Annotated in this window: 8 protein-coding genes and 4 pseudogenes; 6 read left to right on the top strand and 6 right to left on the bottom strand. The window is 40.3% G+C overall.

Features of this window, described 5'->3' with window-relative positions:
* Positions 1-109: 109 nt before the first annotated feature.
* The 5 genes and pseudogenes from PN838_RS24950 to PN838_RS24970 all read right to left on the bottom strand — a co-directional run bounded on the left by PN838_RS24950 (position 110) and on the right by PN838_RS24970 (position 5,408).
* A complete protein-coding gene (locus PN838_RS24950) occupies positions 110-445 on the bottom strand; it encodes a DUF2149 domain-containing protein (protein ID WP_272182388.1) in 336 nt (111 codons plus the stop codon).
* Entirely contained in the window at positions 445-1,005 is a 561-nt protein-coding gene (locus tag PN838_RS24955; RefSeq protein WP_252736570.1) for a MotA/TolQ/ExbB proton channel family protein, read from the bottom strand. Before PN838_RS24955 ends, PN838_RS24950 begins: the two co-directional genes overlap by 1 nt.
* A gap of 365 nt (positions 1,006-1,370) precedes the next feature.
* Entirely contained in the window at positions 1,371-1,757 is a 387-nt protein-coding gene (locus PN838_RS24960; RefSeq protein ID WP_272182389.1) for a tautomerase family protein, read from the bottom strand.
* A gap of 146 nt (positions 1,758-1,903) precedes the next feature.
* Complete coding sequence (gene asnB / locus PN838_RS24965; protein WP_272182390.1) at positions 1,904-3,583, bottom strand: asparagine synthase B; 1,680 nt, start codon at positions 3,581-3,583, stop codon at positions 1,904-1,906.
* A 280-nt stretch (positions 3,584-3,863) separates the two neighbouring features.
* Positions 3,864-5,408, bottom strand: a pseudogene (locus PN838_RS24970) (M28 family metallopeptidase).
* A 297-nt stretch (positions 5,409-5,705) separates the two neighbouring features.
* On the opposite strand from PN838_RS24970, the pseudogene PN838_RS24975 reads away from it, so the two are divergent.
* Both PN838_RS24975 and PN838_RS24980 read left to right on the top strand, forming a co-directional pair.
* A pseudogene (locus tag PN838_RS24975) lies at positions 5,706-6,526 on the top strand (DUF3025 domain-containing protein).
* A 154-nt stretch (positions 6,527-6,680) separates the two neighbouring features.
* Positions 6,681-7,772: a PQQ-dependent sugar dehydrogenase gene (locus tag PN838_RS24980; RefSeq protein ID WP_272182391.1), complete on the top strand. Its 1,092-nt coding sequence runs from the start codon at positions 6,681-6,683 to the stop codon at positions 7,770-7,772.
* A gap of 105 nt (positions 7,773-7,877) precedes the next feature.
* Here PN838_RS24980 and hisF read toward each other — a convergent pair.
* Positions 7,878-8,649, bottom strand: a pseudogene (gene hisF / locus PN838_RS24985) (imidazole glycerol phosphate synthase subunit HisF).
* Between the two features lie 210 nt (positions 8,650-8,859).
* Between hisF and PN838_RS24990 the strand changes: the two are divergent.
* From PN838_RS24990 to PN838_RS25005, 4 genes and pseudogenes are all read left to right on the top strand, one after another.
* Entirely contained in the window at positions 8,860-9,693 is an 834-nt protein-coding gene (locus tag PN838_RS24990) for an alpha-amylase family glycosyl hydrolase (RefSeq protein ID WP_272182392.1), read from the top strand.
* Positions 9,651-9,887: an alpha-amylase family glycosyl hydrolase gene (locus PN838_RS24995; protein WP_272182393.1), complete on the top strand. Its 237-nt coding sequence runs from the start codon at positions 9,651-9,653 to the stop codon at positions 9,885-9,887. Before PN838_RS24990 ends, PN838_RS24995 begins: the two co-directional genes overlap by 43 nt.
* Positions 9,848-10,558, top strand: coding sequence for an alpha-amylase family glycosyl hydrolase (locus PN838_RS25000; protein ID WP_272182394.1), 711 nt, complete (start codon positions 9,848-9,850; stop codon positions 10,556-10,558). The genes PN838_RS24995 and PN838_RS25000 overlap by 40 nt, the downstream gene beginning before the upstream one ends.
* Positions 10,559-10,821: 263 nt before the next feature.
* Positions 10,822-12,515, top strand: a pseudogene (locus PN838_RS25005) (NAD-dependent malic enzyme).
* Positions 12,516-12,647 lie beyond the last annotated feature (132 nt).

Below are 12,647 nucleotides of genomic sequence, written 5' to 3' on the forward strand. Positions count from 1 at the left end.
AGCCATTTTTATGCGGTTTGTGGTGAGTTAATTTAACATAACAAAAGGGCAATAAATTGTGTTGGTATTACATGCTGGTTTTGCTTTCAGCGATTAATTATTAGGTTGACTATTTTTCGGGGATCGTTTTTGTGTCACCATCTTCAGGGACATAAACAAAACTGCCATCTGCCATTTTGTAGGCAACCCCAGCACGTGACCCCTCACCTGAGCCCATTTCCCCAGTGGACTTGTATTCTTTAATTTCTTTTCCTTTTTTAACAATAACCTCCATATTTGGTTTACCGGCATTTTTTATGACGGTGACATCATCACTAGAAAACACGCTTAGCGGGTTTTGGGCTAAGGCAATGAGTAGGGCCGCTATGATTACCAAAAATACATCCACCAAATTGACCGCACTGCTCATTGGGTTTAATTCTTCGTCTTCATTGAGCAAACGCATTACGCAGCTCCTTGTACAAGCTCGGTTTCAAATTCAGGTTCATTTGTTGTCACTTGATCATCATTGCGTCTGAATTTGCGAATATTGATCAGCTCAGTGGCGTACCAGCGCTTTTTAACTGACGCAGGCCAAAATGTAATGGTCGAAACCAATAATCCCCAAATAACCGCAGCGAAAGCAATGATGAGGTTTTCACTTATCCCTTGAATATTACCATCAGCAAGTGCTTTTAGTGCCGGTCCCATTGGGATCATTGTTGCAATTAAGCCTAACATTGGGCTCAATTTAGTGACGATCCTTAATGACTCCAACTGCTTTAAAGCAAACACATCGACTTCATCTTCATCACATTGAGGGTTGGCAATAAAATAATTATGAATTGGGTAACCTGCAATAGGTTTGGCTAGTCCTTGTTTTAAACTTGTTTCGTACTGTACCGAATGTTTACGACGTAATATTGATTGGGAAATAAACTTACCCAGTTCAAAAAGGGCATAGATGAACATGCCGCAAATTAAAAATAGTACCGGAACGATAAATAGTTCTGACATGTCTGCCATTAGAGTTTCAATTTGACTGATTAACACGGTGGACCTTACTTAATAAATTGATTTCAGAGCCGTATTGTAAAGTAATAAAATAAAATGTAAATACGAATCATTATCATTTGACTTAAATTTTGCGGTGTGTCATTATCTTTCCGTGGTTTGGTATGACACATTAAATACTTTGGATTACAGGCCTTTGGTATTTATATCCGTACCAAATCAAGATTAAACTACGACGTGGTAGTTTAATTTTTGGTTTATTAACATCGAAGTTAATAGAGCAGTTTTTGTTTATGTTGGAAGTCAAAGCCAGTGCGCACACACTGGCTTTTTTCATTTAAAGCTAGTCCCTGAAATCAATTGCAATTCGTTGTGTGTTAAACATCTACCTTGTAGCTTAAGGTGTTTGCTTCATCTCCAGTAATGCCTCTAAATCCCCAGCAATGTTTTGGTTGCTCATGAATGGTAATCTCGACATCAATAGGTTTGATACCTAATGTCGATTCAATCGACGTGAATAGGTGCTTGATTAGCGCTTTTTTGGTTTCTATGGTGCGTCCTTCCATCATGTTAATTTCAATGATGGTATATTGGGCGCTTCGGTCACTTGGGTAATAAAAATTATCAGCGTCCATCGGCATAAATCGTTGAATACGTTTATCTTCAGGCAATCCTAATACGGCGACAAGGCTCGCGTGGATGACATCAGATAGAGTGGCTTTTATTGGGTTTAACGTTTCTTTAATTCCATAAATGATAATCATAATGTTTCCTTTTTTGATTCCGTTAATACATTAATAATAACTTCTTGTTTTCTTATTCCAGCAGATTGTACAGTTTGATTAAATAGGTATAAAAAACGGCGCTAATTGAGCGCCGTTTCTAATGTTTGTTTTGTGTTATGTCGGTATTACGATTTGTCGTTATATCCTGACGAGTGAACATCAAACATAGCACGGCCAGATGGGTCAGCATTGGCTGCAAATTTAGCATCCCATGCAATCGCTTCAGGCGTTGAACATGCAACTGACTTACCGCTAGGGACACATTCAGCTGCTGAATCTAATGGGAAGTGCGCTTCAAAAATTGTGCGGTAATGATACGCTTCTTTAGATTGTGGTGTGTTATGAGGGAAGCGATATTCCGCGCTTGCCATCATTTGGTCAGTCACATTAGATTCCGCTGCTTCAACAAGAGAATCAATCCAACTGTAGCCAACGCCGTCAGAGAACTGTTCTTTTTGACGCCACAATACTTCTTCAGGTAAATAACCTTCGAACGCTTCACGTAAAACGTGTTTTTCCATTTTACCATTGCTTCCACAAAGTTTTAGTTCAGGGTTTATCGACATTGCGATATCCAAGAATTCTTTGTCTAAGAATGGTACACGGGCTTCAACACCCCATGCCGACATAGCTTTATTAGCACGAGCACAGTCAAACATGTGCAAACGGTCTAATTTACGAATGGTTTCTTCATGGAATTCTTTTGCATTTGGTGCTTTGTGGAAATACAAATAACCACCAAACACTTCATCTGCACCTTCACCAGAAAGAACCATTTTAATGCCCATCGCTTTGATTTTACGCGCCATCAAATACATTGGAGTAGAGGCACGGATAGTTGTTACATCGTATGTCTCTAAATGGTAAATAACGTCACGAATGGCGTCGATACCTTCTTGTACAGTGTAATGCACTTCGTGGTGGATCGTACCAATCGCGTCGGCAACTTTTTTCGCTGCGATTAAATCCGGTGCGCCTTCAAGACCAACAGCAAATGAATGCAGTTGTGGCCACCAAGCTTTTGATTGGCCATCATCTTCAATGCGTTTTTGCGCGTATTTTTGCGCAACAGCAGAGATTACAGATGAATCAAGGCCACCTGAAAGTAATACGCCGTATGGTACGTCAGACATCATATGAGACTTAACAGCGTTAGATAATGCGTCGTGAATTTCCTTTGCAGAACCTTTGTTGTCTTTAACGTTGTCAAACTCTCTCCAGTCACGCGAATAATATGGCGTAATTTTGCCGTCACGGCTTGACCAGTAATGGCTAGGAGGAAATTCAGTTACGGTACGACAAACTGGTACAAGTGCTTTCATTTCAGAAGCCACATACAGTTGACCATGCATGTCATAACCATAATACAGAGGGATGATCCCCATGTGATCACGTGCAATTAGGTAACTGTTATCTGTTTCATCAACTAAGATAAACGCGAACATGCCTTTAAGCTTGTCGATAAACCCTAAACCTTCCTGTTCATATAGCGCTAAAATGATTTCACAGTCAGATTGGGTTTGAAATTGATAGTCGACGGTCAGTTCGGCCTGCAATTCTTTGTGGTTATAAATTTCGCCATTAACGGCTAATATGTGATTTCGATTATTATTTAATAGAGGTTGCGCGCCATTCTCTAAATCGACAATCGCTAACCGCTCATGGGCTAAAATCGCATTGTCGTTACTCCAAATACCAGACCAATCAGGGCCACGGTGACGTAATAAACCAGATAATTCTAACGCTTTAGGGCGCAATTCTGTGGCATCAGTAGTGATGTCCAGAATTCCAAAAATCGAACACATAGGTGTTGTACTCCAAAAATTAATAATCAAAATCACGGTGCTTAGGTTTGACTTTGGCGCGGTCACTGGCCTAAGCAGTTGTATAAGTGTAATTAGAGTTAGTACTTTAACTCTTATCGCACACTGTCATAAACTTTAAATTATGCCAAGTGATTTTTGTGCAATTAATAAATGTAGGCGATTAAACGAAGACTTATTGAACAATTTTAGAGGTTGGGACTCGATTGAAGCGGCCCGTATTGAAAGGGCCGCAGAAGATTAGACAATACTAAATATCTGACTATTTTGAACGTTGAAACTCGGACGTTTTTGACCATTTTGGCCAGTCTTCGTTTGTCGATAATGAATAGCCAATATCGAAAAAGAGCTGTACGTCTTGTTGCGCTCCGGTGAGGTCCCAATTACGACGATATTCATCACATGGTTGGTGGTAACAACCGCGCACAACCAACTTCATTTTTTACTGTATTTCGCCGTTTTTTCATCGACAGGGGTTTCGCCATTGCCAGCGTAAAGGGCTGGAACACCCACTTTGGCAAAGTTAAAATGATCCGAGCGATAATAGTAACCCGCAGATGGGTTTTTACCTTTAATTAAAGTTCGGTTTTGTTTTGCTGCAGCAACAGTAAGGTAATTGTCGAGTTCTGATTTACCTAAGCCTTGAACAGCCACTTCTTTGACTTTTCCAAGAATATTAAGACTGTCCATATTGATATTCGCGACGGATTTATTCAGTGGGATAATTGGGTTTTCAGCATAAAACTTAGAGCCTAACAAACCTTGCTCTTCCGCTGTAACGGCCAGCACAGTAATTGAGCGGTCAGGCCGATTTTTTAATATGCTGAATGCTTGTCCTAACTCCAATAAGCCAGCAATGCCCGTAGCATTGTCATGGGCCCCATTATAGATTTTGTCGCCTTTTTTAGTGTCGTCAAAACCAATATGATCCCAGTGGGCGGTGTAAATGATGTGTTCGTCAGGGCGTTTAGCGCCGGGTAGGGTTGCAATAAAGTTATAGCTGGTTGATTTTTTTACTTTTGAATTAACAACGACCGAAGCTTTTAAACCATTCAATTTTACGGCTGTTGGCTTTTTCATCGCTTGTTTTTTGTAAGTTTCAAAATCGAGTCCAGCCTGATTAAATAGCTCTACGGCAACATTACGCTGGATCCAACCTTCAACGGCGACTCGACTCTTATTACCGTCGTCTTTCCAAAGTCCATATTGCGGGCCTGTCCAGCTATTTTCTACGACGCTCCAGCCATATGATGCCGGCGCTGTTTCATGAATGATAATAGCTCCGGCAGCACCTTGACGGCTCGCTTCTTCATATTTGTATGTCCAACGACCGTAATAGGTCATGGTTTTACCTTGGAATTTACTGTCGTCGCCGGATTCAAACCCCGGATCGTTGACAAGTATAACGGCGGTTTTGCCTTTCATATCGACATTGGCGTAGTCATTCCAGTTATATTCTGGTGCGTTAATGCCATAACCTACAAAAACAAGCTCTGAGTTTTTAGTTTTTCAAGTTCACTTGTGCGACTGGTGCCCATGACCATGTCTTTTCTAAATTGATATTTTTATTGCCAAGTGTTAATACTTGGTCTTCACTTGCAACGATTTCGACCAAATCAACAGGTTGTAAAAAACTGTCGCCATTTCATAGTTGAAAACCATATTTTTTAAAATTAGTCGTTAAATAATCAAGCATTAATTGCTCTCCCGGACCAGTAGGCAATCGGCCCATGTATTTGTCTGAGGCAATTTCTTTAACGTGAGTGGCGAGGTCTTGATCAGAAATAGAAAGGTATGCAGCTGACATTTTGTCATTGGCAGCAAACAATGGACTTGTTACAACGGATAAAGCAACAATCCATTTTCTTAAAGCTGGGTGTCGAAACATGAACAATTTCCTATAAATGCAATGTTTTAAAATGAAACATTTAACTTCATCAGTATACGCAAGGCGAACCGTGTGGCAAATAATGCTGCAGTAATTCAGATATTGGAAAGTGTAAACTTTTCGTTTCTGATATACTCAGTTTATTCGATTTTATCCTCGATTATATTGTTTTAAGTTATTGATTGAGGAAGTATTTAATAAGCGTAACCTTTAATAATGAAAAAATTCCAACCACTTACCCATTGGACCACTGACTTTGCAGCGCAAGGTGTTTTTGACGATATTAATCGATTGGTCGCCTTTGACGAGTGGTCTAACTGGCCAACGTGTGAAGAGCTTGCGACGCTTTTTCCTTACGACATTACCAATCTAAATAACAAAGCGATTGAATTTGTGCCGCAAAAGGTCAGCGAAAACTTTAGCGCTGTGGCCTACGAAGAAGTTATTTACACAACCGGTAAAATACCGACTCGTGAACAGTCGTGGCATGATGTGTTTGGCGCGTTAACATGGAGTTTGTTCCCGCAGACTAAAGCGTTAATTAACAAATTGCACTTTGACGACATCCAAAAAATGGCAAGGAACAACGTTCTAAATTACGAAACGCCTTAACTTTGTTTGATGAATGCGGAGTCGTATTGGTAACGACAAACAAAGAGGTTTTAACTAAATTGGAGTCGCATCAATGGACTGAAACGTTTGTTGATAATCGCGAACTTTGGCACTGCGCTAAAGCCGACGGGGTTGGTGTGTTTCAGTTTGGTCATGCAAATTATGAGATGTTAACAAAACCGTATATCGGCTTAACCGGAAAATGGCTAGCGCTAGAGATGAGTGCTGAGTTGTTGTCGTTACCATTAAACGTTCAATATCGAATGGTGGACGAAAGACTAGCAAAATATATTAAATCCGGTGCCCTTAACGACAATCAAAAGTTATTCCCGCTGCCATTGTTAGGCGTACCTAACTGGTATTCTGATAATGAACATCCTGATTTTTATTTAAATGAAGATTATTTTCAGCCAAAACGAAAATAATTAATTGCGATTTAAGTAACAGCGGTTGAATGTAGAGTTTATATCATTAGTGTTTGTCTGATAGAGCATAACCGATGGGCACTAATTGGTATTTTTTGTTAGAGTCATATGCCAAACATTGATGAGCTAATTTCATAACTATCTAGGAACCAATATGTTAAAAATGATTTTGAGTATGTTGGCTGTGGTTAGTATTTACAGTCATGCTGAATTCGACTTTAAAGTAGACGTATTAGCCGACGATTTGCAGCGGCCCTGGGGCATAAGTCACATAGGCAGTGGCAAAATGTTAATTACTGAACGAGATGGTGATGTGCGACTCTATGATGGCAAAACTATGCTGCCTGCACTTCAAGGTTTACCCTCCGTTTATAATGTTGGCCAAGGAGGCTTGTTAGATGTATATGCTCACCCTAATTATGCATCAAACAAGTACGTTTACTTTACATTTGGTGAAGGGACGGCGACGAAAAACTACACTAAACTTATCCGAACAAAATTTACGGGATCTGAGTTTGTCGACGTAAAAACACTTTTTATGGCTTCCCCGACTAAAAAACAAGCGTTGCACTACGCAGGGCGAATTAGCTTTTTAGCAGATAATTCAATGGTTTTTGGGGTTGGAGACGGTTACCTCTACAAAGAACAAGCTCAGGAACTAAACTCACACCTTGGTAAAATTATACGGCTTTATGACGATGGTTCTATTCCGGCAGATAATCCGTTTATTGGTAAAAAGAACACACTGCCTGAAATATATTCCTATGGGCACCGTAATCCACAGGGCATGTTTTTTGACAACAAACGCAAAATTCTATTTTCTAACGAACATGGCCCGAAAGGCGGTGATGAAATTAATATCATCCAGGCTGGGAAAAACTATGGCTGGCCTGCAATTACCTATGGTGTTGATTACTCTGGGGATATCATCAGTGATTTAACTCATAAAGCGGGGATGGAACAGCCTTTATTGCAATGGACACCGTCCATCGCGCCGTCATCTATGTTGGTTTATTATGGCGCAATGTTCCCTGATCTAAATGGCCATATATTGGCAACAGCGTTAAAGTTTACGCAGATGAGAGTTGTTAGATTAAACGATAAAAATGGTCAAGTGTCAGTAGTGAAACAAGAAGTGTATTTAAAAGACCGCGGCGAGCGAATTAGAGATATTGAATTGGATGACGTTGGCCGGATATATTTGATCACCGACAGTGGTAAGTTACTTCGCCTGACAAAACCTTAGTTAAATCAGTTTCACTAAACCCCTAGCAGGCAGTGGAACTGACTTTGCGACAAAATGTTCTTGATGATAAAAGGAGCGAATTAGGTAAACTCGCTCCGTTAACTATTAGGTTCTGATTGGAATATTGTTGCTAATTAAATACGATTTTAGCTCTTGAATGTCGATGATTTTTTATGGAATACTGACGCCGCAAGGGCTCCGTCGACACCAGCTTGTTGGTAAACGTCATAGAAATGCGACATTTCACCAGCGCCACCAGAAGCAATGAGAGGGACTTTGCATTTCTCACGAACTTTAGCGAGTTGTTCGATGTCATATCCTTTACGAACGCCATCTTGATTCATGCAATTTAATACAATTTCTCCTGCGCCTCTAGACTGCACTTCTTCTATCCAATCAAGTGTACGATAACCTGCTTTTTGAGTTCGAGATTCATCACCGGTAAATTTGTACACTTCGTACTCACCAGTTTCCGCATTAAAAACGAATCAATCCCGATTACAACGCATTGTTGACCATATCGGTCATGCAGCTCAGTGATTAAACTTGGGTTTAGCAAGGCTGGGGAGTTTATTGAGATTTTGTCTGCACCCATTGCCAAAATTTCACCGGCTTGCTCAACACTCTTAATTCCACCGGCAACACAAAATGGAATATCGATAACCTCAGCAATTCGAGAAACCCAACTTTTATCAACAACGCGAGCGTCACTAGAGGCGGTAATATCATAAAAGACAAGTTCGTCAGCGCCTTCGGCAGCATAACGTTCAGCTAATGGCACTATGTCGCCAATCGTTTCATGGTTTCTGAATTGAACACCTTTAACAACTTTACCGTCTTTAACGTCTAAACAAGGAATGATCCGTTTGGCTAACATATATACTTCAACTATGACAAATTCTGGACCGTAATGGTCGCTGACCACATGTTTAGTGTCAAGACTCTAGAATTTTATTTTCAGGAATTAATTATATTAAATGCTTAACATCCATAAAGTGCATACGTAGTCATCAGTAAATAGGTTCCCAAAACCCCCTGTGATCGGCTAAATTGACGTCACAACAACAGTGGATTTGGCTTTAAATTTATGACAAAACGATATTTAGGTATGAAAATACTTAGCATGGCAGCCGTGACAACTTCTCTTTTAATGTTAAGTGGTTGCGGTAAAAGCTCGATGGAAACATCAATAGACGCAAGCGATAAAATAAGCGCTACGGGCGATATAGAATTTTCAGAACATTATCTGACTCGGGATGTCCGTGATGATGTGTTTTATTTTGTTATGCCAGACAGATTTGATAACGGTGACCCGAGCAATGACTTAGGATCTAAAACCATCAAAATTAGCTCTGGTGGATTCGATCCAAAAAGCACTGGGCATTACCATGGTGGCGACATTAAGGGGCTTACTAAGCGTTTAGATTATTTAAAAGATTTAGGGATTTCGGCAATTTGGCTTACGCCTATCCTCCGTAATCAAGCAGTGCAGGGCGATTCGTCAGGTTATCATGGTTATTGGCCGTTAGATTTTACGGAAATTGACCCTCATTTGGGTACCAATGCGGATCTAAAAGAGTTTATAGACAAAGCCCACGCTAAAAATATAAAAGTGTTTTTTGACATCATCACAAACCACACCGCAGATGTGATTAAATTCAAAGAATGCCATGGCAGTGACCAACCTCAATTTAGTACTTCTACCGCATTATGTGATTATCGTTCAGTCGCCGATACAAAAGCTGGTAAGGGTTATACACCATATTTACCTGAGGGGACCGCTGAGTTAAAAAGCCCTGCATGGTTAAATGACCCTAAGTTTTACCACAATCAAGGTGATAGTACATGGCAGGGGAAAACTCTGTTTACGGTGACTTTATGGGACTTGATGATGTTGATACCGACAACCCTGAAGTTGTAAAAGGCATGATAGAAATATTCAATAATCTCATCAAAGAATTTAAACCAGACGGTTTTCGAATTGATACCGTCAAACACGTGAATATTGAATTTTGGCAGCAATTTACTCCCGCGATAACTGAGTTTGCTCAGTCTATTGGGATCCCACAATTTTTGTGTTTGGTGAAGTTTTCTCTGGTGATACCGACGTATTAAGTCATTACACAACTACAGGTGATATGCCTTCTGTTTTAGATTTTGCATTTCAATATCGAGTTAAGGATGTATTTGCCAGTCAAAAAGGCACTGACAATTTGGCGGACTTATTTAGCCATGATGTAAAATACGAAGATCATAATAGCTCTGCTGATCTGTTGATGAATTTTGTCAGTAACCATGATGTGGGACGACTTGCTTATACGCTTGACCAATCGTTGCCAAATGCAGATGAAGACGAAAAAATACAACGCTTTTTATTGTCCAATGCGATGATGTATTTTGCGCGCGGTATTCCTGTTATTTATTATGGTGATGAGCAGGGATTCACTGGCGACGGTGGGGACCGCGGTGCGCGCGAAGACATGATGCCTTCAGTGACGCCAGAGTATAATGATAATAATCTGTATGGCACGAGTAAAACCACAGCCGATGACAATTTTGACCCTTCGCATCCTATTTACCAGCAGTTTGCTAAATATGCTGAGTTATACCATGGGCACAAAGCACTTCGTCAGGGCAAACAAACGGTTTTACAAACAAGTGATGAACCAGGGATTTTTGCGATCAAACGTTCTTTTGCTAATAACGAAGACTATATCGTTGTTTTTAACTCTGCAACTGAGGAAAAAACTTTACCCAATCAATTGAAGGTCATTCAGCTGAATTAATTTATGGTAAAAAGGCGAATGTGAAAAACAGGGTTATTTCGACGACGTTACCTGCATTAAGTATGAGTATATACCGAATTGGTCGATAGTTTACGCTAACGCAAAAAAGCCCCGGACAAATAAATTGCTCGGGGCTTTTTTGTTTTAAAGGTGTTTTTAACTAAATTAAAATTAATTGCTATTAATACCGCTAAGTCTTTCACAAATGGCTAAAAATTACTAAAATAGGCAGATACCCGACAACAATAATAATTAGGAAAGTAATGATCCAGCCTGAGCCAAAAAGCGCACTGTATATTCACCACTCCGGTCCTGCACTGATTGAAACGCCGTTGTTAAACAAAGGCACAGCATTTAGTAAATTGGAACGAACTAATTTTAACTTGATGGGGTTGCTACCACCTCGTTATGAAACGATAGAAGAACAAGTCGATCGTGCTTACCGCCAGTTTTCAAGTTTTGACGATCCGATCAACAAACACATTTATTTACGTGCAATTCAGGACAATAACGAGACTTTATTTTTTAAATTGTTGCAGCGCAATATTGAAGAAATGATGCCGATTATATACACCCCGACGGTGGGCGATGCCTGTGAGAAATTCTCTGATATTTATCGCAGTAACCGGGGATTGTTTATCTCCTATACCGAACGCGATCAAATGGAAGATATCCTACGCAACGCAACTAAACAAAAAGTTAAGGTTATCGTAGTTACCGACGGCGAACGGATCTTAGGCTTAGGTGACCAAGGTATTGGTGGTATGGGGATCCCAATTGGTAAATTGAGTCTCTATACAGCCTGTGGTGGGATCAGCCCCGCATATACTATGCCTATCACATTAGACGTAGGCACAAATAACGAAAAGCTATTAAACGACCCAATGTATATGGGCGAACGTCACAAACGAGTTTCTCAACAGGAATATGATGCGTTTGTTGAACGGTTTATACGCGCGGCTCAAAAGCGTTGGTCTGGCGTTATGATCCAATTTGAAGATTTTGCACAGCCAAACGCAATGCCATTATTAAAACGTTATCGAGACGAAGTTTGTTGTTTTAATGACGATATTCAGGGAACCGCTGCGGTAACCGTTGGAACCTTGTTAGCCGCATGTCGCAAAAAAGGCGAAAAACTATCTGAACAAAAAGTCGTGTTTGTAGGTGCTGGTTCTGCCGGTTGTGGGATTGCTGAGCAAATCATTATGCAGATGAAGGCAGAGGGGTTGACGACAAAACTGCACGTAGCCAAGTCTTTATGATTGACCGCCACGGTTTGGTTTCAGAAGGTATGACGGACTTACGAGATTTTCAGCAAGTTTTGACTCAAAGTGCAGAAAATCTAAAAGACTGGCAGTACTCAGGTGACTACCCAAGTTTATTGGATGTTATGCATTGTGCCAAACCGGGAATTTTAATCGGGGTGTCTGGCGTACTAGGATTGTTTACCGAAGAAGTTGTTAAAGCCATGTCAAAAGGCACAGAACAACCGATTATATTCCCACTAAGTAATCCAATTAAACAAATAGAAGCCCGTCCGGAAGACATTCTGAAATGGACTAAAGGTCAAGCCATCGTTGCCACTGGCAGCCCATTTAGTAAAGTTGAAGTTGATGGAGAAACGTTTGAAATTGCCCAGTGTAATAATGCTTATATCTTCCTAGGTATTGGGTTAGGTGTGATTGCAGTCGGTGCTAAGTTGATTAGTGATGAAATGTTAATGGCCACAAGTGTTACCTTGGCTGACGCGAGTCCGGTTGTAGAAAATAATGATGGCGCGTTATTACCTAAGCTGGTGGATTTACCAGAGTTAAGTAAAACCATCGCATTTAATGTGGCTAAAGTTGCTATAGAGCAAGGTTTAGCGCTGCCGTTATCCGATGAACAATTACGCGATAAAATTAATAAAAACTTCTGGCAACCAGAATATAGACCGTATAAGCGGGTAAGTGTTTAATCGTACGTTTGTGGTTATAAACGCATTCGGATTTAAAGCTTGTTGCAAGCTCTAGCTGCATTAATGGTCAAGTAACATTCGATAACAAATGATTACATCATGGTGTTACTTGACCTGCTAGATTATGGACTG

Origin of the sequence: Psychrosphaera algicola (genome assembly GCF_028401425.1) — a bacterium.
Taxonomy (GTDB): Bacteria; Pseudomonadota; Gammaproteobacteria; order Enterobacterales; family Alteromonadaceae; genus Psychrosphaera; species Psychrosphaera algicola.

Coding starts and splice junctions, on each gene's coding strand:
- PN838_RS24950 (WP_272182388.1), bottom strand. CDS start 445: ATGCGTTTGCTCAATGAAGACGAAGAATTAAACCCAATGAGCAGTGCG.
- PN838_RS24980 (WP_272182391.1), top strand. CDS start 6,681: ATGTTAAAAATGATTTTGAGTATGTTGGCTGTGGTTAGTATTTACAGT.
- PN838_RS24995 (WP_272182393.1), top strand. CDS start 9,651: ATGGGACTTGATGATGTTGATACCGACAACCCTGAAGTTGTAAAAGGC.
- PN838_RS24990 (WP_272182392.1), top strand. CDS start 8,860: ATGACAAAACGATATTTAGGTATGAAAATACTTAGCATGGCAGCCGTG.
- PN838_RS24960 (WP_272182389.1), bottom strand. CDS start 1,757: ATGATTATCATTTATGGAATTAAAGAAACGTTAAACCCAATAAAAGCC.
- PN838_RS24955 (WP_252736570.1), bottom strand. CDS start 1,005: ATGGCAGACATGTCAGAACTATTTATCGTTCCGGTACTATTTTTAATT.
- asnB (WP_272182390.1), bottom strand. CDS start 3,583: ATGTGTTCGATTTTTGGAATTCTGGACATCACTACTGATGCCACAGAA.